The following is a 26,573-nucleotide window of genomic DNA, read 5'->3' as shown; positions in this document are numbered from 1 at the left end:
CGGTGCATCCACTAAGCTGGAGGTCGAGGAACGCTTGCGCGCCGGCCCCATGCGCTAGAATCGCGCGCTTGTCCACGCCTGATCCGAAGACTCCCATGCGCGCCAGCCAGTTCCATCTCTTCACCCTCAAGGAAGCCCCCTCCGACGCCGAGGTCGTCAGCCAGAAGCTGATGCTGCGCGCCGGCATGATCCGCAAGGTCGCCGCCGGCATCTACAGCTACATGCCGATGGGCCTGCGCGCGATCCGCAAGGTCGAGGCCATCGTGCGCGAGGAGATGGACCGCGCCGGCGCCATGGAACTGATCATGCCGATGGTGCAGCCCGCCGAGCTGTGGGACGAGACCGGGCGCTGGGACAAGATGGGCGACGAGCTGCTGCGCTTCAAGGACCGCCACGAGCGCGACTTCGCGCTGCAACCCACCTCCGAGGAGGTCGTCACCGACATCGCGCGCCAGGAGCTCAAGAGCTACCGCCAGCTGCCGAAGAACTTCTACCAGATCCAGACCAAGTTCCGCGACGAACGCCGGCCGCGCTTCGGCGTCATGCGCGGGCGCGAATTCACCATGAAGGACGCCTACTCCTTCGACCGCAGCGAGGAAGCCGCCGGGCGCAGCTACGACATCATGTTCGCCGCCTACAAGCGCATCTTCGACCGCCTCGGCCTCGAATACCGCGCGGTGGCGGCCGACACCGGCGCCATCGGCGGCGACCGCTCGCACGAGTTCCAGGTCATCGCCGACACCGGCGAGGACGCCATCGTCTACTGCCCCGACTCCGACTACGCTGCCAACATCGAGCTCGCCGAGGCGGTGTCCCTGCTCGCCCGCCGCGCAGAGCCCGCCCGGGCGCTGGCAAAAACCCCCACACCGGGCAAGGCGACCTGCGAGGACGTCGCCGCGCTGCTGGGCGTGCCGCTGGCGACCACGGTGAAGTCGCTGGTACTCGCCACCGACGATGTCGATGAAAAGGGCAAGCCCGCCGGCGTCACCGTGTGGCTGCTGCTGGTGCGCGGCGACCACGCCCTCAACGAGGTCAAGGCCGGCAAGCTGGAAGGCCTCAAGGCAGGCTTCCGCTTCGCCACCGAGGCCGAGATCCTCGAACACTTCGGCTGCAAGCCGGGCTACCTCGGCCCCATCGGTCTGAAGAAGCCGGTCAAGGTCATCGCCGACCGCACGGTCGCCCACATGGCCGACTTCATCTGCGGCGCCAACGAGGCCGACTTCCACTTCACCGGCGTGAACTGGGGCCGCGACCTGCCCGAGCCCGACCAGGTCGCCGACCTGCGCAACGTCGTCGAGGGCGACCCCAGCCCGGACGGCCGCGGCGTGCTCGCCATCCAGCGCGGCATCGAGGTCGGTCACGTGTTCTACCTCGGCACCAAGTACTCCAAGGCGATGAACGCCACCTTCCTCGACGAGGACGGCAAGCCCAAGCACTTCGAAATGGGCTGCTACGGCATCGGCGTGACCCGCATCCTGGGCGCCGCGATCGAGCAGAACCACGACGCCCGCGGCATCGTCTGGCCGCGCGCGATCGCACCCTTCGAGGTGGTGGTCTGCCCGGTCGGCTGGGGCAAGTCGCAGGCGGTGCGCGACGAGGCGCAGAAGCTCTACGACGCGCTCGTCGCCACCGGCGTCGACGCCATCCTCGACGACCGCGACGAGCGCCCGGGCGTGATGTTCGCCGACTGGGAACTGATCGGCGTGCCGCACCGCGTCACCATCGGCGACCGCGGGCTCAAGGAAGGCGTGATCGAATACCAGGGCCGGCGCGATGCCGAAGCCGCCAAGCTGCCCGCAGGCGAGGTCCTCGGCCACGTGCTCGAGCGCCTGAACCAGGGCTGACCCCCGGGGAACCCGCCATGCGCCGCCTGCCCGCCCCGCTCCGCCAGCTCGCCGCCGCGTGTGCGCTCGCGCTCGCGGCCGGTAGCGCGCAGGCCGGCGCGCAGCAGTACGAGCCCATGGCGGCGAGCGTGCGCGCCGCGCTGCACGCCGCGGTCAGCGACGCCGTGGCACCGACGCTGCCGATCCCCGACGCCGGTGAACGTGCACAGTGGCTCGCCGAGATGTCGCGCCGGCTGGCCAGGCGCATCCCGGACGAGGCCTATCGCAGGGAGCTCCTCACCAGCATCCACTACGAGGCCACCCGCGCCGGACTCGACCCGCAGATGGTGCTCGGTCTGATCCAGGTCGAGAGCGCCTTCCGCAAGTACGCGATCTCCTCGGCGGGCGCGCGCGGCTACATGCAGGTGATGCCGTTCTGGATCAAGGTCATCGGCCGCGAGGACGACAACCTCTTCCACATGCGCACCAACCTGCGCTACGGCTGCACCATCCTGCGCCACTACCTCGACATCGAGAAAGGCAACCTCTTCCGTGCGCTGGGACGCTACAACGGCAGCCTGGGCAAGCCGGACTACCCCAACCTGGTCCGCGCCGCCTGGGAAAGGCACTGGACCTGGACGCCGCAGCAGCTTGCCTCCGCGGGCGCTTCCCAGCCGCAAAGCGGCGCCACGACGGCGCGCTGACCCCACCAGGGCATCGCGCTCACGAGGGGCACTACCGCCCCTCCACGCAGCACCGCACGGCTCGCGCCATGCGCGGACACGTCCGCTGCCATGCCGGGACCTGCCCCCTGCCGACCCGCTCAGCCCGCCACCGCGGCGAGCGCCCTCGGCTTGTCGTCGATCGCACGCAGCTCCTTGCCCGCGGCGCCCAGCGACTGCACGTCGCCAGACAGCTCGCCCCCCTCCTCGATGAGGATCTTGCCGTAGCGGATCTTGCCGCTCACCCGCCCGCCGGCGTGGATCAGCAGCTGTTTGCGGGCGGTGAGCTCACCCTCGAAATGGCCGTGGATCTCGGCGATGTCGATGCCGACCGTGCCCTTGAAGGCGCCCTTCTCGGCGATGCGCAACACGCGGCTGTCCATCGTCGCCTCGACCCGCCCCTCCACGACCAGGGTATCGCAGTCGAGGATCTCGGCGCCCTTGAGCTTCACCTCGGGACCGACGATCAGACGGCTCTCACCCACGGCCCCCGCAGCCGCCGCCGCCGCATCCGCGCGCTCGACCGCCTGCGGCTCGCGCGCTGCGGCCGAACCGCCGGTTTCGGCCGGCGGCGTCACGGGCACCGCGGCAACGTTCGTGCCTGCCGTGCGTTGGGCGTTGCGCTGGGCGGACACCTCGCCGGTGCCGTGGAACAGATTGGGCTTGTTGAACATGTTCTCTCCTGGAGTCCGGCGCAGCGACGGCGCTGCGCTCTCCAGCCCCTTCAGCAACCGCCATGCCAAAGGACCTTTTCCTTTTGCCTGCGGGCACTTGGCGCACCGACCCGGGCGGTACGTGGGCGCACGCGCGGGGAAACCGTCGCCCGTCCCCGACACCGCATCCCGAGATCGGGCGCAAGCCTCCGGGGAACAAGGCCTCCCCGCTGTCGCTCGGCGGCGACACCGATACCCGCCGCTTACTTCGTCTTGCACTTGCGCGACGCTGCGACCGCGCGCGCCGTCCTAGACTCGGCGACCCCGGCGCAGCACTCCGCTGCGATGCTCAACCCCCTCCCTGCATGCATCACCTCTCCTTTCGCAGCATCCTGCTCGCGAGCTTCCTGCTGATCACCGCCAGCCTGGCCGCCGCCGTCGCGGGCGGCTGGCGCGGCATGGAAACGGTCGTGCGCGCGATCCAGGAGGACAAGCAGCGCGCGCTCGCCCTCAGCGCCGCGGCGCGTCAGCTCCGCGAACGCAGCGTGAACCTCGAACGCAGCGCGCGCCAGTACGAGGTGCTGGGCGAGCCGGCACTCGCCCGGCGCTTCGAGGCCACCCTCGCCGAGGCACTGCCCGCGCTCGCGCTGCTGGAATCGGCCGGCCCCGCACTCGCCAGCGCAGGCGCGGCCTGGCGCGCCTGCGCGGACCGCATCGCCGCATGGCTGGCGAGCCTCGCCATACCCGGGCCGACCGACGGCGTGCGCGAACAGCCCATGCCCGCCACTGCGGCCGGGCGCGGCGACGGCCTCGCCACGGCGGACGACTTCCGCCACCTCGGCGCGCTCGCCGACCGGCTCGCCGCGGCGCTGGACCACCATCTCGGCGAGCGCGATCTCGCCCTCATGGACACGCTCGAGCGCGAACGCCGTGCCGTCGCCCTGCAGATCCTCGCCGCCCTGCTCCTCGCCGGCCTGCTCGCGGCACTCGCGGGCGGGTGGCTGCTGCGCCCGCTCGGGCGCATGGAACAGGCGATCGGCGAGCTCGGCGAGAACCGCCTCACCCGCCCGATCGACATCGACGGCCCTGCCGACCTGCGCAGGCTGGGCGAGCGGCTCGACTGGCTGCGCCTGCGCCTCGCCGAACTCGAGGCCGACCGCGGCCGCGTGCTGCGCCACGTCTCGCACGAGCTCAAGACCCCGCTCGCCTCGCTGCGCGAAGGGGTCGCCCTGCTCGAGGACGGCGTGCTCGGCCCGCTCGAACCCGAGCAGCGCGAGGTGACCGCCATCCTCGCGCACAGCGCGCGCACCCTGCAGGCGCGCATCGAACAGCTGCTGCGGCTCAACGCGAGCCAGTTCGACGCGCGCTCGCTGCACCTGCAGCCCACCGCCCTCCTGCCCCTGCTGCGCAAGATCGGCGAGGAGCAGCGCCTGCCGGCGCGCGCACGCCGGGTGACGATCGGACTCGCGGGCGACGCTCCCATCGTGCATGCCGACGCCGGCAAGCTGCACAGCGTGTTCTCCAACCTGCTCGCCAACGCGATCGCCTTCAGCCCCACCGGTGGCCACATCCGCATCGAGCTCCGCCGCGCCGGCGAGAACGTGGTGATCGACTGCCGCGACGAAGGCCCGGGGATCGCGCCCGACGAGCTCGAACGCATCTTCGAGCCCTTCTACCAGGGTCGTCGCAGCCCTCCCTCAAGCGCACGCGGCAGCGGCATCGGGCTGGCGATCGTGCGCGAGTTCATCGGCGCCCACCGCGGCCGGGTGCGCGCGCTGCCGAGCGAGCTTGGCGCCCATTTCCGCATCGAGTTGCCCCATGCCTGACGCCCGCCTCCACGTCGTCCGCGCAGTCTCCCGCGCAGCACGCCGCGTGTGCGTCCGGATCGCCCGCGCCGTGCTCCCCGCCACCCTCGCCCTGCTCGCGGGGTGCGCCGACCTCCCGGCCCGGCAGACGGCCGAGGACGACACGAGCGCCGCGGCACTTGCCCACGAAGCCGCGCAGCAGCGCCTGCACACCGCGGTGCAGGCCGCCCAACCCGGGCAGGAGCGGCTCGCCACGGCGCGGCGCGCGCTCGAAAGCCTGCTCGCCGACGATCGCGCACAGGCGCGCGCGCTGCATCCCTACGCACGCGCCCTGCTCGAACAGCTCCGCGTGCGCCAGCAAGTCGCCGCACTCGCCGAGCACCTGCGCCGCCAGCTCGACGAGCTTGCCCGCGCCAGCGACGCGCAGGCGCTGGAACTCGACGCGCTGCGCCGGCAGAACGCCGCGCTGCAGCGCCAGCTCGAGGCGCTCGCCGAGATCGAACGCGAGCTGACCTTGCCCGGCCTGCCGGTGCGGCCCCGCACCGGGCTGCCCGAATGAGCACGTCGACGGAGATGCACGCGACCGCGGCGGCGGCACCGGCGCGCCTGCTGGTGGTCGACGACGACGCCGACCTGCTGCGCCTGCTCGCGATGCGCCTGCAGGCCACCGGCTACGACGTCGCCACCGCGGACAGCGTCGCGGCCGCACGCAGCCGTCTCGGCGTGGAGCGCTTCGACCTCGTGGTGAGCGACGTGCGCCTGCCCGACGGCGACGGACTCGCCCTGTTCGAGGACATCCGCCGCCAGCATCCGGCGCTGCCGGTCATCCTGCTCACCGCGCACGGCACCATCCCCGATGCGGTCGAGGCCACCGCGCTCGGGGTCGCCGGTTATCTCACCAAGCCCTTCGACAGCCAGGCCCTGCTGCAGGGCATCCGCCAGGCCCTGCAACGCGCCGGCCCCACCCACGCCCGCAGCGGTCTCCGCGCCGACGCCCCCGGCAGCGCCGGCGACACGGCCTGGCGCGCAGCGATCCTCAGCCGCAGCAGCCGCATGCAGGCAGTCCTCGACGAGGCCCGTCTGGTCGCCGCCGCGGACGCCAGCGTGCTGATCCGCGGTGACAGCGGCACCGGCAAGGAGCTGCTCGCACGCGCGATCCACCTCGCCAGCCCGCGCGCCGCTGCGCCCTTCGTCGCGATCAACTGCGGCGCCATTCCCGAGCCGCTGCTCGAATCCGAGCTCTTCGGCCACGTGCGCGGCGCCTTCACCGGCGCCACCAGCGCCCATCAGGGCCTGGTGCAGGCCGCCCACGGCGGCACACTCTTCCTCGACGAGATCGGCGACATGCCGCCCGCGCTGCAGGTCAAGCTGCTGCGCGTGCTGCAGGAGCGCGCCGTGCGTCCGGTGGGTGCGACGCGCGCGCAGGCGGTCGACCTGCGCATCGTCTCCGCCACCCACCGCGACCTCGACGCGGCGCTGGCCGCGGGCCAGTTCCGCGCGGACCTCTACTACCGCATCGACGTGGTGAGCCTGCAGCTGCCCACCCTGGCCGAGCGCCGCGAGGACATCCCGCTGCTCGCCGGGCACTTCCTGCGCAGCCTCGCGCACAAGTACGGCAGGCGCCTCACCGGCTTCGCGCCCGAAGCGCTGGAGGCACTCGCCACCGCGCCGTGGCCGGGCAACGTGCGCCAGCTCCACAACGTGGTCGAGCAGGCGTGCGCGCTCGCCACCACGGCGCTGATCCCGCGCGCCCTGGTCGAACGCGCCCTGCGCGTGCAGCCGGCCGAGGCCCTCGGCTACGCCGAGGCGAAGCGCCGCTTCGAGCGAAACTATCTGATACAGCTGCTGAAACTGACTGCGGGTAATGTTTCGGACGCTGCACGGCTGGCGGAGCGCAATCGCACCGAGTTCTACCGCCTGCTGCAGCGGCACGACCTGACGCCCGAGCTCTTCCGCGGCGCCGGCCCCGATGTCGAACAATGAACAAGACCCAGACGGAGCCCGACATGATCAAACGCCAGACCATCGCCGCCATGCTGACCACCACCGCGATCGCCTTCTCGATCGCCACCCCGGCCCAGGCCGCCCGCCTGCTCGAAGCCGGACCGTTCGACACCGTCTCCGCCTGCAGCGGTGACAAGCCCGCCACCGCTACTCCGGGCGAGCGCAAGGACAAGCCCGCGCAGACCTGATCGCCGCCGGCCCTGCCCGCTTCAAATCCAGGCCGCGCCCCGGGCACCGGGTGCGCGGCCTTGTTCGTCAGTGCATGGGACGGAGGCGCGGCGGGTTCATGCAGGAGGCGCGAACGTGGCGGTCGAGCTGCGCCGCTCCGCTCAGGCGGTCCCGCCCACCGTCAGCCCGTCGATGCGCAGCGTCGGCTGGCCGACGCCCACCGGAACGCTCTGCCCGTCCTTGCCGCAAGTCCCGACGCCCGGATCCAGCCGCATGTCGTTGCCGATCATGCGGATCTTGGTGAGCGCGTCCGGGCCGTTGCCGATCAAGGTCGCCCCCTTCACCGGGCGGGTCACCTTGCCGTTCTCGATCAGGTAGGCCTCGGCAGTGGAGAAGACGAACTTGCCCGAGGTGATGTCCACCTGGCCGCCGCCGAAGTTCACCGCGTACAAGCCCTTCTTCACCGACTTGATGATCTCCTCCGGATCCTTGTCGCCGTTCAGCATGTAGGTGTTGGTCATGCGCGGCAGCGGCAGGTGGGCGAAGGACTCGCGGCGGCCGTTGCCGGTGACCGGCATGCCCATCAGGCGGGCATTCATCATGTCCTGCATGTAGCCGGTGAGGATGCCGTCCTCGATCAGCACGGTGCGCTCGGTCGGGTTGCCCTCGTCGTCGATCGACAGCGAGCCGCGGCGATCGGGCAGCGTGCCGTCGTCAACCACGGTGACGCCCCTGGCCGCCACCTGCTGGCCGATGCGCCCGGAAAACGCCGAGCTGCCCTTGCGGTTGAAGTCGCCCTCCAGCCCGTGGCCGATCGCCTCGTGGAGCAGGATGCCCGGCCAGCCGGGGCCGAGCACGACCGGCATGGTGCCGGCCGGGGCCGGGTCGGCGCCGAGGTTCACGCGCGCCTGATGCACCGCCTGGCGGGCGTAGTCGTGCAGGCGGTCGTCGCAGAACCAGCCGTAGTCGTAGCGTCCGCCGCCGCCTGCGCTGCCCTGCTCGCGGCGGCCGTCCTCCTCCATGATCACGGTGATCGACACGCGCACCAGCGGACGCACATCGGCGGCTTGATGGCCGTCGCTGCGCACCACCATCACCACCTCCCAGGAGCCGGCGATGTGGGCCATGACCTGGGTCACGCGCGCATCCTCGGCGCGTGCGAAGGCCTCGAGGCGCTCGAGCAGCTCGACCTTGGCGGTGTCGTCGAGCGAGTCGAGCGGGTCGTCGGCCCGGTACAGGCGGGTCCTGAGCTTGTGCGGGACGATGCCGACGCGGCGGCGCTCGCCGGCCGCGGCGATCGCACGCGTGGCGGTGGCGGCGCCGACCAGGGCGTCGAGCGAGATGTCGTCGGAGTAGGCGAAGGCGGTCTTCTCGCCGCTGATCGCGCGCACGCCCACGCCCTGCTCGATGTCGAAGCTGCCCGACTTGACGATGCCCTCTTCCAGGCTCCAGGCCTCGGAGCGCTGGTACTGGAAGTAGAGGTCGGCGAAGTCGATGTCGTGGCGCATCAGCTTGCGGAAGGTCTTCTCGAGCTCCGCCTCGCCCAGGCCGTAGGGCGACAGCAGGTAACGGTCGGCGACCTTGAGGGGATTCTGGCTCTTGCTCATCGGTAAATCCTTGGCGGAGGATGCCGATTGGACCGGCATCGGGCAAAAACGATCATTGCGGGGCGACGACACGAGGAGGCTGCGGCATCGGCCACGTTCGCCCCCTCGCGGACGGCGCGTTCAGGCCAGGCAGCGGTGGCGCAAGGCAGGCAGGCTCCCGCGTACCGCCGCGAGGCGCGCGGGATCGAGGTCCGCGACCACCACGCCGGGGCCCTCGTCGCGGCAGGCGAGGATCTCGCCCCAGGGATCGACGATCATGGTGTGGCCCCAGGTCACCCGCCCACTCTCGTGGCACCCGCCCTGGGCCGGCGCCATCACGTAGCACTGGTTCTCGATCGCGCGCGCACGCAGCAGCACCTCCCAGTGCGCGCGGCCGGTGGTCCAGGTGAAGGCGGCCGGCAGCACGATCAGATCCACCTCGCCCATGGCGCGGAAGAGCTCGGGGAAGCGCAGGTCGTAGCACACCGACAGCCCGATGCGCCCGGCCGGCGAGTCGAAGCAGGCGACCGTGCCGCCCGGCTCGATGGTGGCCGCCTCGTCGTAGCGCTCCTCGCCGCGCTGGAAGCCGAACAGGTGGATCTTGTCGTAGCGCGCCACGCGCCGGCCCTGGTCGTCGAAGACCAGGGTGCTGTTGCGCACCTTGTCCTCGGCCTCGGCGACCAGCGGGAGGGTGCCGCCGATCAGCCACACGCCGTGGCGGCGCGCCTCGCTGGCGAGGAAATCCTGCAGCGGGCCGGCGCCCTCGGGCTCGCGGATGCGCACCTTGGCGGTCTCGTCCTTGCTGATGAGCGGAAAGTATTCGGGCAGCGCGATCACGCGGGCGCCGGCGGCGGCGGCCTGGGCAATCAGGTGCGACGCGGTTTCCAGGTTGGCGGCGACGTCGGGCCCGGAGACCGTCTGGATGGCGGCGATGCGCACCGGCGCGGAAAGGGAGGTTTCGGTCATGTCGGCGAGCTTGGGGCGGGGTGCTGCCGCTGGCGGCAAGACCCCGCGGGGGTTGGGCAAGGAAGGGCACGCAGCTTGGGCGCTCGCCCCCGGATCAGCGCGACTCCGGCGCAGCGGCCCTGCCGCGCTTGGCGACCTGGGGGTCGGACCACGCGCCGGTCACCGTGTACTCGAAGGCGAAGAGCTTCTCGATCGGGTCGCTGAGCACCTTCTGGGCGAGATAGGTCACCACGCCGGCGACCGGATTCACCAAGCCCGCCGCCGCGCCGATCGCCACCGACTCGGACAGCGTCGGCTGCACCAGAACGCGCAGGTCCTGCGTTTCGGAGACCACGTCGGCGCTGCCGCTCATCGCGACGCGCGCCGCGGGTCCGCGGATCTCCAGGTCCTCGCTGCGCAGCACACCACGGTCAAGCTCGATGCTACCGGAAATGCGATCGAAGGCGAATCCTTCGGAGAACACGTCGCGGAAGTCGAGCGTGATCCGGCGCGGCAGCGACTGCAGGCTGAGGATGCCGAGCAGACGGCCGACGCCGGGTTCGAGCCGGTTGAACTGGCCCGCGCCGGTCTCCAGCCGCAGCCTGCCCGACAGGCTGGGATAGTCGATCCGGGTCGGCGCACCCCGCCATGCGAGCTGGCCGGCCAGGCTGGCGGCGCCGCCGCGCACCACGTCGGGGTGGCCCAGGCGCCGGATCAGCCCACCCATCGACGCGGTCTCGAGCGCGAAGTCGAGCTCGGTGCGCTGGCGCGCGCCCGCGCGCCACTGCCCCTTGCCGGCGAGGCGTCCGTCGGCGTTCATCAGCGCGAAGCGGTCGAGCTGCCAGAGGTTGCCGCGGTTGCGTGCGAGGACCTCGAGGCGGCCGAGTTCGAGCTCGTTGATGTCGAAGCGCTCGGCCACCACGTCGAGCGCGGGCAGGCGCTGCGGCGGATCGTCCACCGCCTCGTCGCCCGCGGAGTCACCGTCTGCGCCAGCCTGCACGCCGCCGGCCTCGCGCACCAGACGCAGGTGGCGGAAGCGCGCCGCGAGCGTGCCCTTGCCCGCCGCCCGCCAGTCGAACTCGCCGTCCGCGCGATCGCTCTCCAGGCGCGCCTTCCAGCCGCCCGGATCGGCGCGCGCGCGCAGGTCCACCGCCTTGAAGGTCTGGCCGAACACACCCACCTCGTCGGCCGCGAGCGCGAACTCCGCCACCGCGGCGGGCGCTCCATCGCCGGCCACGGCAGCCTCCTCCGCGCCCGCGGCGGGAAGGGGCGCGGCGCGCTCCAGCACGGCGCGCCAGGCGTCGAGGTCGAGGCGATCGAGCACCGCGGCGACACGCACGCCCGCCTCGGAACCCGGCGGCGCGTCTGCGCTCGCACGCCCGAGCGCAACGCCGCCGCGCACCACCCCGCCGGCGGAGCGCAGCAGCTCCGCGCGCAGGCGGTCGTCGATCGCGAGGGTGATGCGCGCATCCTGGCTGCCGGCCGGACGCTCGAAAGCCAGCCTCGCCGGCCAGCCCTCGGCGGCCGATTTGCCGAACGGCGGCGGCAGGCTGCAGGCGAAACCGGCAAGGTCGGAGGCGATCTCGACCCGCGTGCCGCGCCGGCCGACGCGGATGTCCGCGGACCACTCCGCGGTGCCGGCGAGTTCGTCGAGCAGCGGGACCTCCCAGGCCGCCGCCAGCGCCGCGGCGTCCGCCCGCCCGGCGGCGCGGAAGCGCACCGTGCCGTCCTCGCCGGTCTGCGCGGAGAGGCGCAATGGATTGCCGAACAGGCGCGCCTGCGCCTCCGGGATGCTCAGGGTGTCCGCGGTGAAGCGCAGCCGCCCGCGCGCCGCCTCGAGCGGCGGCAAGGCCTCCAGCAGCGCGATGCGGTTGTCGGCGAAGCGGTATTCGCCCTGCACGCGGGAGTCGATCGTCGCACGCAGCGGCATCACCAGCTCGAGTTCCAGTTCGCCCCGCCCCTCGGCCACCATGCCGTCGGTGAAGCCGTCGATGCGGCGCGACACCGGGCTCGCCGAGACGAAGCGCAGGAACTCGGCGGTCGGACCGCGCGCACGACCGGTGATGGTCATGATCTCGCTCGGAAGTTGGTCGAGGTCGGGCACCTCCGCCACCACGTCCACCAGATCCACCCCGAAGATGCGCCCGCGCGGCACGAGGATGCGCAGACCCGGGCCCTCGAAGCGCACCTCGCCGTCGATGCCCTCGATGCCCGGCCAGCCGGGGGCGTAGTCGAGCGCGGCGTCGGCAACCTGAACGCTCACCAGGAAGCGGCCCTGGCCGGCACGGAAGGGGAAGTCGTCGAGCGCGCCCCGCAATTCCAGCCGCGCCTCGGGCACCTTCGCGGAGCGGATCCCGCGGCGCAGCCAGTCGCGCGTGTCGTCGTTGACCGCCCTGGGCACGTAGCGCCACACCGCGGTCGACTCGGCGCGGGTCAGGCGCGCCTGCAGATCGATCTCGCCCGCCCCCGTCGTCGCCGGCCAGTAACGGCCCGCGGCGGTGCCGGCCGCGTCGGCGTTCTCGAACGCGGCCTCGTCGAGCACGATCGCCAGCCGGCCCTCCGCGCGCTGCCAGCCGCCCTGCGCCTGCAGGCGCGAGAAGTCCAGCGGACCGGGATCGAAGACCGCCGGCAGGTCGATCCGCATGTCCGCCGCGGCAAGCCGGAAGCGCCCGCGCTGCCGGTCGCCGTCCACACTGCCGGAGAGCCCGGTGACGCCGGGCAGACCGTCTTGCGCCGCCAGCCCGAGCCCGGCGAAGCTTGCCGTCAGCGCCCAGTGCTCGGGCGCGGCGGGCTCCCCCTTCCAGGCGAGGCGCAGGCCCTCGACCCGACCGCGCGGCGCAAGCGCCGCCAGGCGCGAGCGCAGCCCGGCATCGAGCGGCAGGTGGGCGGCGAGCGCGACGAGCGTGGCCAGTTCGAGCCGGTCTGCGACGAGGCGCCCCCCGGCCGCCGCGGGCCCGCGCCCGGCCTGCTCCTCGCCGGTGCCACGATCGCGCGCCTTGCCATCGAGCGCCGGATCCAGCCCCAGCTCGACATCGGTGGGGGGCAGCACGAGGCCCTGGGCGGTTTCGAACCCGAGCCCGCGGCCGGCGAAGCGGAATCCATCCTCGCCGCGGGCCAGCTCGACACGACCGTCGAGACGGGCGAGCTCGAGAACCGGCAGATCCTCGCCGAGCACGGCCCGCACCCCGTCCAGCGCGAGGTCGGCGGTCAGCGCATGACCGCCACGGCCGTCCGCGTCGAGCCAGGCTTGCAGCGCACCCTCGCCTTCCAGGCCGAAAGGCAGGTCGACCCAGGGCCGCCAGTTGCCCAGCGCCGTGCGCCCGAGTTCGACGTACAACCGACCGGCGAAACGCTGCGGGCGCAGCGGGTCGATGCGGCGCAGCTCGCCGCGCAGGCTCGCACGCTCGCCGAGGGCGGCCGGCAGCCGTGCCTCGAGCGCGAAGCGCGCCGGACGCGTGCGTCGATCGAGGCGGAATTCCACCTCTTCGAGCTCGAGCACCGGCGCACCGCGCGCTTTGTCCGCCCAGGCAAGACGCGCGCCGTGGATGAGGATCTGGCGCTGCGCGAGCAGCCAGCCGAGGCCGCCGTCGCCGCCCTCGTCCCCGTGTGCAAGCGCGATGCCTGCGACGTGCAGCGCTCCCTCCGGATCGCGGCGTACCAACAGGTCCGGCGCGCGGATCTCGAGGCGGTGGAAATGCGGCTCGAGCATCGCCAGCGAGGACCACGCCAGGGTGGCGTCGATCTCGGGCAGGGTCAGCGCGGGGCGGCCCTGCGCGTCGGACAGGCTCACCCCGGCCAGGCGCAGGCGCGGTCGCCAGCCCGCCCAGCCGCCCTCGATGCGCTCGATCGCCACCGCCACGCCAAGGCGCTCGCCGAGCAACTCGGCGATCGGCACGCGCAGTTCGCCCACTGCCGGCAGCACGAGATGGCGCAGCACCAGCACCCCGACCGCGAGCACGCACCAGACCAGCAGCAGCGCATCGGACAGCCTGCCGGCCGCGCGCCGCCAGCCGCCGCGCGCGGCCGGCAGGCCGTCGACGGACGGGGGTACGGATTCGGCAGGTGCGTGCGGGGCGGAGGGGCTCAGTCGGATGCTCGCAGGACGTTGTGTGGGAGCGCGGTTGCAGCGCTGCCGGCGCATGGCGCGGGCAGCTAGAATATTGGGATCGCGCCCGCCACCGGATCGCCGACGCGCGCGCATTCTACCAAGTCTCGATCGCCCTCTCGATCACCCTCTCGCGCCGCACTGGAGCCCCCTCATGTCCGCCCCGAACAGCGTTTCCGCCCCTGCCCTCCCGCCCGCGGTGGCGCAGGCGCGCCGCCTGTCGCGCTATCTGGCGCGCATGCTCGACAGCCAGCCCTGGCTGGCGGAGGCGCTGGCCGCCAGCATCGAGCGCCCGCTCGCCGAGGCCGACCTGCAGCGCTTCGTGGCCGCGCGCGAGGTCCTCCACGGTGGCGGCGACGGCGCGCTGCGCCCGGCGCTGCGCCAGCTGCGCATGTGGACGCTGTGCCACCTGATCGTGCGCGACCTCGCGCTCGGCGCCCCGCTCGCCGAGGTCACCGAGACCATGACCCTGCTCGCCGAGGTGGCGCTGCGCCACGCCCACGACGTGCTGCGCGCGGGATTGGTCGAGCGCCACGGGCAGCCGCTCTCGCCCACCGGCTGGGAGCAGGAGCTCCTCGTGGTCGGCATGGGCAAGCTCGGCGGGCGCGAGCTCAACGTGTCCTCCGACATCGACCTGATCTTCATCTACCCGGAGGACGGCGACACCGGCGGGCGCAAGGCGATCAGCAACTACGAGTTCTTCGAGAAGCTCGGCAAGCAGCTGATCCAGGCGCTCGCCGAGATCACCGAGCACGGCCAGGTCTTCCGCGTGGACATGCGCCTGCGCCCGAACGGCGACTCCGGCCCGCTGGTGTGCTGCTTCGACATGCTGGAGAACTACTTCGTCACCCAGGGCCGCGAGTGGGAGCGCTACGCCTGGATCAAGGCGCGGGTGATGCTGGGCGAGCGCTGGCCCGAGCTCGAACAGCTCGCGCGCCCCTTCGTGTTCCGCAAGTACCTCGACTTCGGTGCGATCAACGCGATGCGCGAGCTGCACGCGCAGATCCGCCGCGAAGTCGCCCGCCGCGAGCGCGCCAACAACGTCAAGCTCGGTCCCGGCGGCATCCGCGAGATCGAGTTCATCGCCCAGGTCTTCCAGCTCATCCGCGGCGGGCGCGACACCGCGCTGCAGGTGCGACCGACGCTCGCGGTGCTCGCCCGCTTGCCCGAGCGCGGCATCCTTTCGGAGGAGGCGGTGACGGAGCTGTCGAACGCCTACGTCTTCCTGCGCCGGCTCGAGCACCGCCTGCAGTACCTCGACGACGCCCAGACCCACGACCTGCCCGAGAAGGACGAGGATCGCGCGCTGATCGCCGAGGCCATGGGCTTCGCCGACTACGCGGCGCTGCTCGCGGTGCTCGACGCCCACCGCGAGGTGGTGAGCCGGCACTTCGACAGCGTGTTCGGCGACCCCTCCGAGGAGGACCACAGCCTTGATGCCACCTGGGCCAACGCGCGCGACACCGAGGCCGCCACCGGCGCGCTCGGCGAGCTCGGCTACCGCCACCCGCGCATGGCCGCCGAGCGTCTCGCCGCGATGCACGCCAGCCCGCGCTATCGCCAGCTGCCCAACAACATCAAGAGCCGCTTCGACGCGCTCATGCCGCGCGTGCTCGAAGCCGCCGCCAGCACGCCGGGCGCGGACGAGACGCTCGCGCGCATGCTCGACCTCATCGAGGCGATCGGCCGCCGCGGCGCCTATCTCGCGCTGCTGCAGCAATACCCGCAGGCGCTGCGCCGGGTCGCCGACCTGATGAGCGCATCGCGCTGGGGCGCGCAGTTCCTCACTCGCCATCCGATCCTGCTCGACGAGATGCTCGACGCGCGCAGCCTGGACAACGCCCCCGACTGGAAGGCCTTCCGCGCCAGCCTGGCCGAGGAGCTCGAGGCGCTCGAACCCGACATGGAGCGCCAGATGGACGTGATGCGCGAGCGCCATCACGCCCAGGTCTTCCGCCTGCTCACCCAGGACCTCGCCGGCCTGCTCACGGTCGAGAAGCTCGCCGACCACCTCTCCGAGCTCGCCGACATCGTGCTCGACCTCACCCTGCCGTTGTGCTGGCGGCGCATCAAGATCCGCCACCGCGAGGCGCCGAAGTTCGCGGTGATCAGCTACGGCAAGCTCGGCGGCAAGGAGCTCGGCTACGCCTCCGACCTCGACATCGTGTTCCTCCACGACGACGAGGCGGGGGAGGCGCCCGAGGTCTACACCCGGCTGGCGCAGCGCGTCAGCACCTGGCTGTCGAGCCAGACCGCCGCCGGCCAGCTCTTCGAGACCGACCTGCGCCTGCGCCCGAACGGCGAGTCCGGCCTGCTGGTGAGCTCGCTCGAGTCCTTCCGCAGCTATCAGCTCGAGTCGGCCTGGGTGTGGGAGCACCAGGCCTTGACGCGCGCGCGTTTCTCGGCCGGCGACCGCACGATCGGGGAAGCCTTCGAGCGCATCCGCTGCGAGGTGCTGTGCATGCGGCGCGACCTGCCCAGCCTGCGCGCCGAGGTGCTGGCGATGCGGCACAAGATGCGCGACGCACACGGCAGCAGGAGCGAGGAGGTGTTCGACCTCAAGCACGACGAAGGCGGGCTGATCGACGTCGAGTTCCTGATCCAGTACCTGGTGCTCGGCCACAGCCACGACCACCCGCGCCTCACCGGCAACCTCGGCAACATCGCGCTGCTGGGCATCGCCGGCGAGCTCGGCCTGGTCCCCGCCGACCTCGCCGCCGCCTGCGCCGACAGCTACCGCGAACTGCGCCGCCTGCAACACCGCCAGCGCCTCAACGAGCGTCCCTCCCGCGTCGATCCCGCCGAGGCCGCGGCCGCACGCAAGCCGGTGCGCGCGCTGTGGCGGGCCGTGTTCGGGGACTAGGCCGCCCGGCTGCGCAGCGCTTTCCCGTGGGAGCGACGCGAGTCGCGATCGACCGTCGAGCGGCGCGAGACGCCAGCGGGCACCGATCCGCTGCAGGCCCAGCGCGGGAAAGTGAAATATTTCACGTCGCAAAAGCGCGCATGACGCCCCGCGGGCCGGCGTCTAGAATCCAGGGCACCTGTCTTCCAGCGCCCGCCCGCGGGCGACCTCCATGAGCCACGAAATCGAACTCAAGCTCGCGCTGCCCAGGCGCGCGCTCCCGGCGCTGCGCCGCCACCCGCTGGTGGCCGCGGCGGAGAAATGCGGCAACGCCCTCACCCTCGACAACACCTACTACGACACCCCGAAGCTGCAGCTCAAGGCGCGCAAGGTGGCCGTGCGCACCCGCCGCCAGGGCCGCCAGATGCTGCAGACGGTGAAATGCGCGGCGGTATCGAGCGGCGGGCTGTCGCAGCGGCCGGAGTGGGAGACCGCGTGGACCGGCGGCTTCGATTTCACGCCGGTCGACGACCCCGCCACCGCGCGTCTGCTCGAACGCCACCGCGCAGAACTGGTGCCGGTGTTCACCACCCGCTTCCGCCGCGAGACGCGGCGACTCGTCCCGCAGGCGGGCGTGTCCATCCTGCTGATGATCGACACCGGCGCGGTGCATGTGCGCACCCCGGAGGGCGTCGAGCGCGAGGCGGAGATCTGCGAACTCGAGCTGGAACTCGAGAGCGGGCGCGCGCAGGACCTCCTCGACCTCGCCTGCACGCTCGCGCAGGACCTGCCGCTGATGCCGGCCGACCTCTCCAAGGCCGAACGCGGCTACCGCCTTTTCCTCGACACGCCCGCGGGCGCGCTGCGCTCCGAGATCTCCACGCTCGAGCCCGGCCAGAACGTGGTCGAGGCCTTCCAGGGCCTGGCACTGTCCTGCGTGCGCCAGTGGCAGGGCAACGCCGCGACCGCGCTCGCGCAGGGCGACCCCGACGCGATCGACCCCGACAACATCCACCAGCTGCGCGTCGCCCATCGCCGCCTGCGCGCGCTGCTCAAGATCTTCGCACCCGCCCTGCCCGCGACCTTCGCCGGCACCTGGAACGCCCGCCTGCGCGACAACGCCAACCGCTTCGGCGATGCGCGCGACCTGGATGTGTTCCACGCCGAGCTGCTCGAGCCGGTGACCCCCGAGGGCCTCGCCGACGCAGCCTCGATGGCGGCCCTGCTCGAGACCGTGCGCACGGCGCGCGCAAGCGCCCGCCACCACGCCGGCGTCAGCCTCGACCTCGCCACCCAGGGCCGGCTGCTGCTGGAGTTCACCGCCGCACTCCACCGCCTGCGTGCCGACAGCCTCGCCGAAGCCGCCGACCTGCGCAGCTTCGCCCGCCTGCGCCTCGACCGGCTGCGCAAGCGCGCCCGCCGCGGCGCCCGGGCAGCGGCCAGCCTGGAGCCCACCCGCCTGCACGCGCTGCGCATCGACTTCAAGATGCTGCGCTACGGCGTCGAGTTCTTCGCGCCGCTGTTCGGCACCAGGAGCATCACCCGCTATCTCGACGGCGTGGTGCGCGCGCAGACCACGCTCGGCTTCCTGCAGGACGTCGACACCGCGCACCAGCGCCTGGCCGACTGGTCGCGAACGCAGCCCGCGCTCGCCGCGGCCGCGGCCTTCGTGCTCGGCTGGCACGCCCCGCGCTACGCCCGCCTGCGCCGCCGCGTGCTGCGCGAGTGCGAGCCGCTGCTGTGGGGCGGCAAGCCGTGGTGAGACGGCGCCCCACGGCGGCGGCGCGACAGACCGCGGTCATCGTGCTGTAACCGCAGCCGCCGATGATGCGCGCCCTCGAACCCCGGATGAACGACATGGACCTGCTGCTCTGGCGTCACGCGGAAGCGGTGGACGGCAGCCCCGACCACACCCGCGAACTCACCCCCCGCGGTCTCAAGCAGGCGCGTCGCATGGCGCGTTGGCTGGAAGACAACCGGCCGAAGAACCTGAAGGTACTGGTCAGCCCCACGCTGCGCACCCGCCAGACCGCGACCGCCTTCACCGACGACTTCGAGATCGTCGGCGGCCTGGGCCCGGACGGCAACGTCGCGGACATCCTCGCCGCCACCGGCTGGCCCGAGGGCAACGGCGCCGCCCTGGTGGTCGGCCACCAGCCCGCCCTTGGCCGTCTGTGCGCGCTGCTGCTGTCGGGCAGCGAGGCCGACTGGACGATCAAGAAGGGTGCGCTGTGGTGGTTTACCAACCGCGTGCGCGAGGACGAGACGCAGACGGTGCTGCGCGCGGTGATTCCCAGCGAGCTGGTGTAAGGCGCCAGGCGTGAGGAGCGCGGGGCGCCCCGCTGCTCACGCCTGGCGCTCCCATTGAATTCCTCGCCGCGAGCACGGTCCAACCCGTCGTGAAATATCCCGGACGGCAGGCTCGCGCACGGTCCTCGAAGCCCGTGGAGGGCTCGCTTGTGCTTTGCGATGCAATGCGTAAGATGCCGTCTTCCTTCCGGAACGGACCATGCTCGAACGCTTTCTGCCCACTCGCGAGGCCATCACGCAAAGTCGCATGCTGCGCTGGCTGGGGCCGCGCCTGCACGACCCGCTGCTGTGGCACGTCAACCGGCGCTCGGTGGCACGCGGCGTGGCGATGGGCGTGTTCTTCGGGCTGATGATCCCGATCGCGCAAATCCCGGCGGCAGCGATCGCCTCGCTGCTGCTGCGCGGCAACCTGCTGATCGCGGCAGCCTCCACGCTGGTCAGCAATCCGCTCACCTACGGTCCGCTCTACTACTTCGCCTACCAGCTCGGCGCGGGCGTGATCGGCCGCCGCACGCCAGCCGCGCTCACCGCGGACGACGTCGAGGCGCCGGTGCGCGCCATCGACTCGCTCGCCCAAGCCTGGGCCTGGATCGGCGGCATCGGCCAGCCGCTGCTGGTCGGCATGGTGATCATGGCGGTGACGGGCGCGCTCGTCGCCTACTGGGGCACGCAGCTGGTGTGGCGGCTCCGCGTCGCCGCCCGTCGTCGCCGCCAGCGCCGCGAGCGCAGCGCGCGCGCATCCGCGCAGGCTATTGGAAGCGCCTGAACGCGGGCGTATCCTTCGCATCCCCTCATCCGCCCAACGGACGGCCATGGCCATGGAAGAGTGCATCCCCGACGGTACGGTCGCGATCATCGACGGCGTCCGCCGCATCTACTACGACGGCTACTGGCTCAAGGCCTACGAGCCGCCGGCGGACACGCTCGACGCCAAGAAGCGGCTGATCCAGGCGCTCACCCGGCGCCTGTTCAACCATGTCGAGCACGGCATCAACATCCCCGGCAAACGCCTCGACGATGCGCGCCGCGCCTACGAGACCGAGGAGGACCCCGCGCGCAAGCGCGTCAAGGGCGCGATGTACGCGGGCGCGCTGTTCAACCGCGCCACCGACATCTTCACCAAGCTGGTGGAGTTGCAGGAGCTGGGCATCGAGATCGCCACCGACAACCCGCTCATGCGCGAATGCGGCGGCTGCCTGCAGGAGGCGCTCAAGCTCGGCCGCCTGGTGCTGCACCGCAGCGGCGACGAGGGCATCGACGAGCTGTGGGGCGAGCCCTTCCGCGCCTTCTCGATCCCGGTCGAGGCCTTCTACGAGAGCCGCTACATCAAGATCGCCCAGGCGCTGCGCGAGGTCGACCGCATCGCTGCAGTGATGGCCGCCACCTTCGCCACGACGCCGCTCTTCCGCGGAATCGAGCCGCTGGTGTTCGAGTTCGCGCGCATCGCCAAGATCAAGTGCGAGACCTTGCGCACCGACCCGGACATCTTCGACGTGTGGGCGGAGTTCGTCACCGCCTCGGAGCGCCTCGCCGCGCTCACGCCGGCGCTCGGCCCGGGCGCCGACGAGTGCACCCGCCAGCTCGCCGCCGACGGCCTGCACCTGATCCTGCAGGGGCGCAACCTGGTCACCGACATCATCCGCGCACGCGTGACCATGCCCAAGAGCGCGCGCGAGTTCATCGAGCGCTGCGAGACCTTCGCGGCACGCGCGCAGGCGGCCTCGCATCCCCCGCTCGCTGCCGCCGACGTGGGCCTGGGCGAGACGCGCGCGTAAACAAACAGCGCGCGCGAGCGGGGGCGTGCGCGGAGAAGCATCGCGACTTGCGTCGCTCCTACGGGAGAGGCCGCTCGCGCCTCACAGGATGATCCCGCCGCCCAGGCACACCTTCGACTCGTAGACCACGACGCTCTGCCCGGGGGTCACCGCCCACTGCGGCTGGGCGAAGGCGATCTCGGCGCGGCCGTCGGCGATGCGGTCGATCTCGCAGGGCTGGTCGGGGGTGCGGTAGCGTGGCTTGGCGGTGTACACCCAGTGGGAGTGCGGGTCGCGTCCGGCGATCCAGTTCAGCTCGCCGGCGACCAGGTGGTCCCTGAGCAGCGCGGGGTGGGCGTGGCCCTGGACCACGTAGAGCACGTTGGCCTTGACGTCCTTCTGCGCCACGTACCAGGCCTCGTGTTCGCCCGCCTCGTCCTGGTGGCCCTTGAGGCCGCCGATGTGGAGGCCCTTGCGCTGGCCGATGGTGTGGTACATCAGGCCCTGGTGCTCGCCGAGCACGCGGCCGTCGTCGAGCGCGCGGATCTCGCCCGGCCGGGTCGGCAGGTAGCGCATCAGGAACTCGCGGAAGGGGCGCTCGCCGATGAAGCAGATGCCGGTGGAGTCCTTCTTCTCGGCCACGTGCAGCCCGGCCTCGGCGGCGATCCGGCGCACCTCGCGCTTGTACAGCGCGCCGAGCGGGAACATCGTCTTGGCGAGCTGCTCCTGGTTGAGCCGGTAGAGGAAGTAGCTCTGATCCTTGGTGCCGTCCTCGGCCTTGAGCAGCTGGTACTCGCTGCGGCCGTCGTTGGCCCACTCGCGCACCTGGGCGTAGTGGCCGGTGGCGATGCGTTCGGCACCGAGCTGCATGGCGTGGTCGAGGAAGCAGCGGAACTTGATCTCGGAGTTGCACAGCACGTCCGGGTTGGGCGTGCGCCCGGCCTCGTACTCGTGCAGGAAGTCGGCGAACACGCGGTCCTTGTATTCGGCGCTGAAGTTGACCACCTCGAGGTCGATGCCGATCACGTCGCACACCGAGGCCACGTCGACGAGGTCCTGCCGCGTCGAGCAATATTCCGAATCGTCGTCGTCCTCCCAGTTCTTCATGAACAGCCCGGTGACCTGGTAGCCCTGGCGTTTCAGCAGCAGCGCGGTCACCGCCGAGTCCACCCCGCCGGACATGCCGACCACCACCTTCATCCCCGCCCCGTCCTGCCTTCCATGCCGACTACTGGACATTCGGTCCACCTCCGTTGAGCCATTCCGCGAGCGGCAGCACGACCGCCGGCTCGCCATTGTCGACGAACCAACTGTCGACCACGTAACGTTGTCCCGGACGGTCGTCGCCGTCCATCTCTCCGATCACCAGCCCGTCCTCGGTGCAGTTGCAGCCCGCCAACGCCTGGCCGGGCGGCAGGCGCTCGAAGCGCTCCTCCACCGACAGCGCTTCGATCACCGCGCTGAAATGCTGCAGGATCAGCCGGGTGCGGCGCGCCGGTTCGACCACGCGATGGAAGCGCAGCGCGCCGCGCGCCTCGAGCAGCTGCAGCAGCCGGGTCGTGGAGGTCGAGTGATCGATGCAGTCCATGCGCCCGTCCGCGCCCTCGTCGAGCAGGTTGCCGGCGCGGTCGGCCGCGATCGCCGTCTGGGTCGCGGCCACCCGGTACAGCCCGCCCACCGCCTCGGCGAGGCGCGCGCGCTCCTCCCCGGCGCTGCGTGCCGCAGCGAGGCGTTCGCCGATCCGGCGCAGGGTGGACTCGCGCACGCGCACGCTGCCCTCGCTCGCGCAGCCGTAGTTGTAGCAGATGTTGACGCGCGCACCGCCGGCGGGGCCCTGCGCCCCCGCCATCGCCCACGTCGTCGCCGGCAGGGCGAGCAGCGCGGGCAGCAGCAGGCGGAGCGCAGGCGCCATCATCCCGTTCAGCGGTGATGCACCAGCGCCAGCGGATGGCGCTGCCCGGCGATCCAGTCCTCGATGCACTGCAGGATCAGCGGGCTGCGGTGGCGATCGGCGCATGCGCGCACCTCGTCGAGCGTCAGCCACACCGCGCGCACGATGCCCTCGTCCAGCCTGCGCCCGGACTCCTCGCCGCACAGACGCCCGCCGTAGGCGAAGCGCAGGTAGGTGATGTCGCCCTGGGGGCGGGTCCACTGATAGATGCCGACCAGGTATTCCGGCTCGAAGTGGTGGGCGGTCTCTTCCAGCACCTCGCGCACCGTGGCCTGCAGCAGGGACTCGCCCTCCTCGAGGTGGCCGGCAGGCTGATTGAAGCGCAGGCCTTCGGGCGTCTCCTCCTCGACGAGCAGGAAGCGGCCGTCGCGCTCGATGATGGCGGCGACGGTGACATTGGGTTTCCAGGGACGATCCTTCACTTCGATGCTCCAGGCGCATGAAGGCCCGCATTCTAGCGCGCACCACCGGGGATGGAGGAGCACCGCTTGCCCGTCGACCGCGCTGGCGCCCGGTCTGCGACGACGGTCGCGGCTTTGCGCGCGGCCCGCGTCCTCGGCACGGCTTTACGCTAGAATCCGAAGGCTTTGCGCCCCGTGGACGATCGAGGGTGCGCGACGAACCCATCCAGCGAACATTTTTCAAGGCGGAGATCTTCATCATGTCCATGGCTGACCGCGACGGCTTCATCTGGCAGGACGGCAAGCTCGTTCCGTGGCGCGAGGCGACCACCCACGTCCTCACCCACTCGCTCCACTACGGCCTCGCCGTGTTCGAGGGCGTCCGTGCCTACAACACCGTCAGCGGCACCGCGATCTTCCGCCTCGCCGAGCACACCCAGCGCCTGATCAATTCCGGCAAGATCTACATGATGGACATCCCCTATTCCAAGGATGAACTCATGGAGGCGCAGAAGGAGGTCGTGCGCGCGAACAAGCTCGAGTCCTGCTACCTGCGCCCGATCGCCTTCTACGGCTCGGAAAAGATGGGCATCTCCACGCTCGGCGCGCGCGTCCATGTCGCGATCGCGGCCTGGCCCTGGGGCGCCTACCTCGGCGAGGAAGGCCTGCAGAAGGGCATCCGTGTGAAGACCTCGTCCTACACCCGCCACCACGTCAACTCGACGATGCCGCGCGCCAAGCTGTCGGCGACCTACCCGAACTCGATCCTCGCCAACCTCGAGGTCACCCGCATGGGCTACGACGAGGCCCTGCTGCTCGACAACCAGGGCTTCGTCGCCGAGGGCGCAGGCGAGAACCTCTTCATCGTCAAGGACGGCCGCATCTACGAGCCCGAGATCGCCTCCGCGCTCACCGGCATCACCCGCGACTCCATCCACGTGATCGCGCGCGAGCTCGGCTACGAGGTCGGCACCAAGCGCCTGACCCGCGACGACATCTACCTCGCCGACGAGGCCTTCTTCACCGGCACCGCCGCCGAGGTCACCCCGATCCGCGAGCTCGACGACCGCCAGATCGGCGAAGGCAGGCGCGGCCCGGTCACCGAGAAGATCCAGACCCGCTTCTTCGACGTCGTCAACGGCCGTGCGCCCGAATACGCGCACTGGCTCGCCCACGTCTGATTTCCACGCTCCGAGGATTCCGTCATGGTTGAGAACACCGACAAGACCCAGGCCGTCGTCACCACCGCCAAGGACCTGCCGCTGCACTGCCCGCCGCCGGGCGCGCCGCTGTGGGCCCGCCACCCGCGCGTGTTCCTCGACATCCTGAAGACCGGCGAGGCGGTCTGCCCGTACTGCAGCGCGCACTACGTGTTCAACGGCGAGCGCCCCAAGGGCCATCACTGAGAACCCGGGTGCCGGGCCGGAATGGCCCGCGACCCGACCGGACCACGGGGGCTGCGGCCCCCGTGGTCTTTACGATCCACCCACAATAACAACACAACCTTGAGCAGACCTGTCTTCACCACCGCCCTCGAAGCGGAAGCCGCCTTCTACCGCGCACTCTCCGAGGGCGACTTCGAGGCCTTGATGGCCGTCTGGTCGGAAGAGGAGGAGGTCGTCTGCGTCCAGCCGGGCGGCCCGCGCATCGTCGGCCTGGCCGCGGTGCGCGAGATCTGGCGGCAGATCCTCGCCGACGGCGCCCGCATCCGCATCGACATCAGCCATGCGGTGACCAGCTCCACCGCGATGATGGCGATGCACTGCGTGCTCGAGCGCCTCGCCACCGACGGTCCCACCCCGCGTACCGCGACCATCGCCGCGACCAACGTCTTCGTGCGCGGCGCCGACGGCTGGCGCATGGTGCTGCACCACGCCTCGCCGGTGCCCGAGATCTCGGGTCCCGAGGATTCGACGCCGCGCGTGCTGCACTGAGCCCGCCCGCGCACGGCGACTCGTCCGCGGCGGCGTGACCCGGTCGCGCTTCGCGGCCTAGAATCGCGCCAACCGCCGCCCGGGCCGGCATCGCCGGGCGAGCTTCCCCGCCTTCGCCCTGCCTGGAACCGCCCATGCGCCACCCCCTGCCCGCAGCAGAGCTTTTCAAGGCCTACGACATCCGCGGCATCGTCGACACCGTGCTGACTCCCACGGCGGTGCGCGCGATCGGCCACGCGATCGGCTCCGAAGCCGCGGTGCGCGGCCAGCGCGCGATCGCGGTGGGCCGCGACGGCCGCCTGTCCGGCCCGGCGCTGGCCGGCGCGCTGACCGCGGGCATCCGCGCCGCCGGCATCGACGTGATCGACATCGGCTGCGTGCCCACCCCGCTCACCTACTTCGCCGCCTTCGAGCTCGGCTGCGCCTCCTGCGTGTCGGTCACCGGCAGCCACAACCCGCCCGCCTACAACGGCCTCAAGATCGTGCTCGACGGCCGCACCCTGCACGGCGAGGCGATCCAGGACCTGCGCCGGCGCATCGCCGAGGACGACCTCGTCGAGGGTGCCGGCGCGCTGCGCGGCGCCGACGTGCGCGCCGCCTACCTCGACCGCATCGTCGGCGACATCGAGCTCGCGCGCCCGCTGAAGATCGTGCTCGACTGCGGCAACGGCGTGGCCGGCGCCGTCGCGCCCGAACTCTTCCGCCGCCTGGGCTGCGAGGTCGTCGAGCTGTTCTGCGAGGTCGACGGCCGCTTTCCCAATCACCACCCCGACCCGTCGCGGCCGGAGAACCTGCAGGACGTCATCCGCGCGCTGCGCGAGACCGACGCCGAGCTGGGCCTGGCCTTCGACGGCGACGGCGACCGCCTCGGCGTGGTGTGCAAGGACGGCGAGATCGTCTTCCCGGATCGCCAGCTCATGCTCTTCGCCGCGGACGTACTCGCCCGCGTACCGGGCGGCGAGATCCTCTACGACGTCAAGTGCACCCGCAATCTGGCGCCGTGGATCCGCGCGCACGGCGGCCGGCCGACGATGTGGAAGACCGGCCACGCGCTGCTCAAGGCGAAGCTGCAGGAGACCGGCGCCGCACTCGCCGGCGAGATGAGCGGCCACATGTTCTTCAAGGAGCGCTGGTACGGCTTCGACGACGGCCTCTACGCGGGCGCCCGCCTGCTCGAGATCCTCTCCGCCCGCGCCGACGCCAACGCCGCGCTGAAGGCGCTGCCCGACGCGACGAGCACCCCGGAGCTGAACCTGAAGATGCAGGAGGGCGAGCCCTTCGAGCTGGTGCGCCGGCTGCGCGAGGCCGCGCTCGCCACGCCCTCGTGCTTCGCCGAAGCGCGCGAGGTGATCACGCTCGACGGCCTGCGGGTGGAGTTCGCCCACGGCTTCGGCCTCGCCCGCCCCTCGAACACCACGCCGATGGTGGTGCTGCGCTTCGAGGCCGACGACGCCGCGGCGCTCGCCTCGATCGAGGCGGCGTTCCGGCGCGCGCTCGACGCAGTCTGGCCCGGACTCGCGCTGCCGTTCTGAGGCCACGGACGAGCGCCCGCGCGCACGCCCGCCGGGCG

General features: G+C 71.8%; 22 protein-coding genes. 15 read left to right on the top strand and 7 right to left on the bottom strand.

The features are described from left to right. Positions 1–95: 95 nt before the first annotated feature. Both PO78_RS02295 and PO78_RS02290 read left to right on the top strand, forming a co-directional pair. On the top strand, positions 96–1,844 hold the full coding sequence (locus PO78_RS02295) for a proline--tRNA ligase (RefSeq protein WP_004327533.1): 1,749 nt from the start codon (positions 96–98) through the stop codon (positions 1,842–1,844). A 17-nt stretch (positions 1,845–1,861) separates the two neighbouring features. Beyond that, a complete protein-coding gene (locus PO78_RS02290) occupies positions 1,862–2,527 on the top strand; it encodes a lytic transglycosylase domain-containing protein (protein WP_012584930.1) in 666 nt (221 codons plus the stop codon). Positions 2,528–2,646: 119 nt separating this feature from the next. Here the strand turns inward: PO78_RS02290 and PO78_RS02285 are convergent, their stop codons facing one another. After that, positions 2,647–3,219, bottom strand: coding sequence for a bactofilin family protein (locus PO78_RS02285; RefSeq protein WP_043741850.1), 573 nt, complete (start codon positions 3,217–3,219; stop codon positions 2,647–2,649). A gap of 344 nt (positions 3,220–3,563) precedes the next feature. Between PO78_RS02285 and PO78_RS02280 the strand changes: the two genes are divergently transcribed. From PO78_RS02280 to PO78_RS02265, 4 genes are read left to right on the top strand one after another with little or no spacing between them, the layout of a single operon-like run. Continuing rightward, entirely contained in the window at positions 3,564–5,024 is a 1,461-nt protein-coding gene (locus tag PO78_RS02280) for a sensor histidine kinase (RefSeq protein ID WP_012584928.1), read from the top strand. Beyond that, positions 5,017–5,562, top strand: a complete 546-nt coding sequence (locus tag PO78_RS02275) for a hypothetical protein (protein WP_004324453.1) — start codon at positions 5,017–5,019, stop codon at positions 5,560–5,562. Before PO78_RS02280 ends, PO78_RS02275 begins: the two co-directional genes overlap by 8 nt. A gap of 14 nt (positions 5,563–5,576) precedes the next feature. Then, a complete protein-coding gene (locus PO78_RS02270) occupies positions 5,577–6,986 on the top strand; it encodes a sigma 54-interacting transcriptional regulator (protein ID WP_004324452.1) in 1,410 nt (469 codons plus the stop codon). Next, positions 6,983–7,195 carry a hypothetical protein gene (locus tag PO78_RS02265; RefSeq protein WP_004324450.1) on the top strand — a complete coding sequence of 71 codons (213 nt, stop codon included), beginning with the start codon at positions 6,983–6,985 and terminating at the stop codon, positions 7,193–7,195. The genes PO78_RS02270 and PO78_RS02265 overlap by 4 nt, the downstream gene beginning before the upstream one ends. Before the next feature lie 141 nt (positions 7,196–7,336). On the opposite strand, the gene tldD is transcribed toward PO78_RS02265, so the two are convergent. From tldD to PO78_RS02250, 3 genes are all read right to left on the bottom strand, one after another. Next, positions 7,337–8,782 carry a metalloprotease TldD gene (gene tldD, locus PO78_RS02260; protein ID WP_004324448.1) on the bottom strand — a complete coding sequence of 482 codons (1,446 nt, stop codon included), beginning with the start codon at positions 8,780–8,782 and terminating at the stop codon, positions 7,337–7,339. Positions 8,783–8,902: 120 nt separating this feature from the next. Further along, positions 8,903–9,727, bottom strand: a complete 825-nt coding sequence (locus PO78_RS02255) for a carbon-nitrogen hydrolase family protein (RefSeq protein ID WP_012584926.1) — start codon at positions 9,725–9,727, stop codon at positions 8,903–8,905. Positions 9,728–9,821: 94 nt separating this feature from the next. Next, entirely contained in the window at positions 9,822–13,847 is a 4,026-nt protein-coding gene (locus PO78_RS02250) for a YhdP family protein (RefSeq protein ID WP_082047676.1), read from the bottom strand. A 118-nt stretch (positions 13,848–13,965) separates the two neighbouring features. Between PO78_RS02250 and glnE the strand changes: the two genes are divergently transcribed. From glnE to PO78_RS02225, 5 genes are all read left to right on the top strand, one after another. Further along, positions 13,966–16,674: a bifunctional [glutamate--ammonia ligase]-adenylyl-L-tyrosine phosphorylase/[glutamate--ammonia-ligase] adenylyltransferase gene (gene glnE / locus PO78_RS02245; RefSeq protein WP_004326783.1), complete on the top strand. Its 2,709-nt coding sequence runs from the start codon at positions 13,966–13,968 to the stop codon at positions 16,672–16,674. A gap of 211 nt (positions 16,675–16,885) precedes the next feature. Beyond that, positions 16,886–18,415, top strand: coding sequence for a CYTH and CHAD domain-containing protein (locus PO78_RS02240; RefSeq protein ID WP_043741849.1), 1,530 nt, complete (start codon positions 16,886–16,888; stop codon positions 18,413–18,415). Between the two features lie 95 nt (positions 18,416–18,510). After that, positions 18,511–18,963: a SixA phosphatase family protein gene (locus tag PO78_RS02235; RefSeq protein WP_040829532.1), complete on the top strand. Its 453-nt coding sequence runs from the start codon at positions 18,511–18,513 to the stop codon at positions 18,961–18,963. A gap of 199 nt (positions 18,964–19,162) precedes the next feature. Then, complete coding sequence (locus PO78_RS02230) at positions 19,163–19,729, top strand: DUF2062 domain-containing protein (RefSeq protein ID WP_004324107.1); 567 nt, start codon at positions 19,163–19,165, stop codon at positions 19,727–19,729. A gap of 52 nt (positions 19,730–19,781) precedes the next feature. Beyond that, positions 19,782–20,738 (top strand): hypothetical protein, encoded by a 957-nt coding sequence (locus PO78_RS02225; protein ID WP_043741892.1) that lies wholly within the window; start codon positions 19,782–19,784, stop codon positions 20,736–20,738. Between the two features lie 81 nt (positions 20,739–20,819). Here PO78_RS02225 and mnmA read toward each other — a convergent pair whose 3' ends face one another. The 3 genes from mnmA to PO78_RS02210 are packed head-to-tail and all read right to left on the bottom strand — an operon-like array spanning position 20,820 to position 23,090. After that, positions 20,820–21,917, bottom strand: coding sequence for a tRNA 2-thiouridine(34) synthase MnmA (gene mnmA / locus PO78_RS02220; protein ID WP_004324112.1), 1,098 nt, complete (start codon positions 21,915–21,917; stop codon positions 20,820–20,822). Between the two features lie 28 nt (positions 21,918–21,945). After that, positions 21,946–22,629 carry a hypothetical protein gene (locus tag PO78_RS02215; RefSeq protein WP_082047677.1) on the bottom strand — a complete coding sequence of 228 codons (684 nt, stop codon included), beginning with the start codon at positions 22,627–22,629 and terminating at the stop codon, positions 21,946–21,948. 8 nt (positions 22,630–22,637) lie between these two features. Continuing rightward, on the bottom strand, positions 22,638–23,090 hold the full coding sequence (locus PO78_RS02210) for an NUDIX hydrolase (protein WP_004324116.1): 453 nt from the start codon (positions 23,088–23,090) through the stop codon (positions 22,638–22,640). 239 nt (positions 23,091–23,329) lie between these two features. On the opposite strand from PO78_RS02210, the gene PO78_RS02205 reads away from it, so the two are divergent. The 4 genes from PO78_RS02205 to PO78_RS02190 all read left to right on the top strand — a co-directional run bounded on the left by PO78_RS02205 (position 23,330) and on the right by PO78_RS02190 (position 26,535). Continuing rightward, the gene (locus PO78_RS02205; RefSeq protein WP_012584918.1) at positions 23,330–24,250 is read left to right on the top strand and encodes a branched-chain amino acid transaminase; all 921 of its coding nucleotides are present in this window, start codon (positions 23,330–23,332) and stop codon (positions 24,248–24,250) included. A 24-nt stretch (positions 24,251–24,274) separates the two neighbouring features. Next, positions 24,275–24,475, top strand: a complete 201-nt coding sequence (locus PO78_RS02200) for a zinc-finger domain-containing protein (protein ID WP_004324121.1) — start codon at positions 24,275–24,277, stop codon at positions 24,473–24,475. A gap of 99 nt (positions 24,476–24,574) precedes the next feature. Further along, positions 24,575–25,003: a YybH family protein gene (locus tag PO78_RS02195; protein WP_004324122.1), complete on the top strand. Its 429-nt coding sequence runs from the start codon at positions 24,575–24,577 to the stop codon at positions 25,001–25,003. 134 nt (positions 25,004–25,137) lie between these two features. Next, positions 25,138–26,535: a phosphomannomutase/phosphoglucomutase gene (locus tag PO78_RS02190; RefSeq protein ID WP_043741848.1), complete on the top strand. Its 1,398-nt coding sequence runs from the start codon at positions 25,138–25,140 to the stop codon at positions 26,533–26,535. Positions 26,536–26,573 lie beyond the last annotated feature (38 nt).

The sequence above is a fragment of the Thauera sp. SWB20 genome, assembly GCF_000831325.1.
Classification (GTDB): Bacteria; Pseudomonadota; Gammaproteobacteria; order Burkholderiales; family Rhodocyclaceae; genus Thauera; species Thauera aminoaromatica.
The sequence above is the reverse complement of the archived record's forward strand: the minus strand, read 5'-3'. Positions and strand labels throughout refer to the sequence as shown.

Bases quoted from the DNA above. Each gene is read 5' to 3' on its own strand.
- PO78_RS02215 (WP_082047677.1), bottom strand. From the start codon at position 22,629: ATGGCGCCTGCGCTCCGCCTGCTGCTGCCCGCGCTGCTCGCCCTGCCG.
- PO78_RS02230 (WP_004324107.1), top strand. From the start codon at position 19,163: ATGCTCGAACGCTTTCTGCCCACTCGCGAGGCCATCACGCAAAGTCGC.
- PO78_RS02265 (WP_004324450.1), top strand. From the start codon at position 6,983: ATGAACAAGACCCAGACGGAGCCCGACATGATCAAACGCCAGACCATC.
- glnE (WP_004326783.1), top strand. From the start codon at position 13,966: ATGTCCGCCCCGAACAGCGTTTCCGCCCCTGCCCTCCCGCCCGCGGTG.
- PO78_RS02240 (WP_043741849.1), top strand. From the start codon at position 16,886: ATGAGCCACGAAATCGAACTCAAGCTCGCGCTGCCCAGGCGCGCGCTC.
- tldD (WP_004324448.1), bottom strand. From the start codon at position 8,782: ATGAGCAAGAGCCAGAATCCCCTCAAGGTCGCCGACCGTTACCTGCTG.
- PO78_RS02200 (WP_004324121.1), top strand. From the start codon at position 24,275: ATGGTTGAGAACACCGACAAGACCCAGGCCGTCGTCACCACCGCCAAG.
- PO78_RS02250 (WP_082047676.1), bottom strand. From the start codon at position 13,847: ATGCGCCGGCAGCGCTGCAACCGCGCTCCCACACAACGTCCTGCGAGC.
- PO78_RS02295 (WP_004327533.1), top strand. From the start codon at position 96: ATGCGCGCCAGCCAGTTCCATCTCTTCACCCTCAAGGAAGCCCCCTCC.
- PO78_RS02255 (WP_012584926.1), bottom strand. From the start codon at position 9,727: ATGACCGAAACCTCCCTTTCCGCGCCGGTGCGCATCGCCGCCATCCAG.
- PO78_RS02285 (WP_043741850.1), bottom strand. From the start codon at position 3,219: ATGTTCAACAAGCCCAATCTGTTCCACGGCACCGGCGAGGTGTCCGCC.
- PO78_RS02275 (WP_004324453.1), top strand. From the start codon at position 5,017: ATGCCTGACGCCCGCCTCCACGTCGTCCGCGCAGTCTCCCGCGCAGCA.
- PO78_RS02270 (WP_004324452.1), top strand. From the start codon at position 5,577: ATGCACGCGACCGCGGCGGCGGCACCGGCGCGCCTGCTGGTGGTCGAC.
- PO78_RS02225 (WP_043741892.1), top strand. From the start codon at position 19,782: ATGGAAGAGTGCATCCCCGACGGTACGGTCGCGATCATCGACGGCGTC.
- PO78_RS02205 (WP_012584918.1), top strand. From the start codon at position 23,330: ATGTCCATGGCTGACCGCGACGGCTTCATCTGGCAGGACGGCAAGCTC.
- PO78_RS02190 (WP_043741848.1), top strand. From the start codon at position 25,138: ATGCGCCACCCCCTGCCCGCAGCAGAGCTTTTCAAGGCCTACGACATC.
- PO78_RS02280 (WP_012584928.1), top strand. From the start codon at position 3,564: ATGCATCACCTCTCCTTTCGCAGCATCCTGCTCGCGAGCTTCCTGCTG.
- PO78_RS02290 (WP_012584930.1), top strand. From the start codon at position 1,862: ATGCGCCGCCTGCCCGCCCCGCTCCGCCAGCTCGCCGCCGCGTGTGCG.
- mnmA (WP_004324112.1), bottom strand. From the start codon at position 21,917: ATGAAGGTGGTGGTCGGCATGTCCGGCGGGGTGGACTCGGCGGTGACC.
- PO78_RS02235 (WP_040829532.1), top strand. From the start codon at position 18,511: ATGGACCTGCTGCTCTGGCGTCACGCGGAAGCGGTGGACGGCAGCCCC.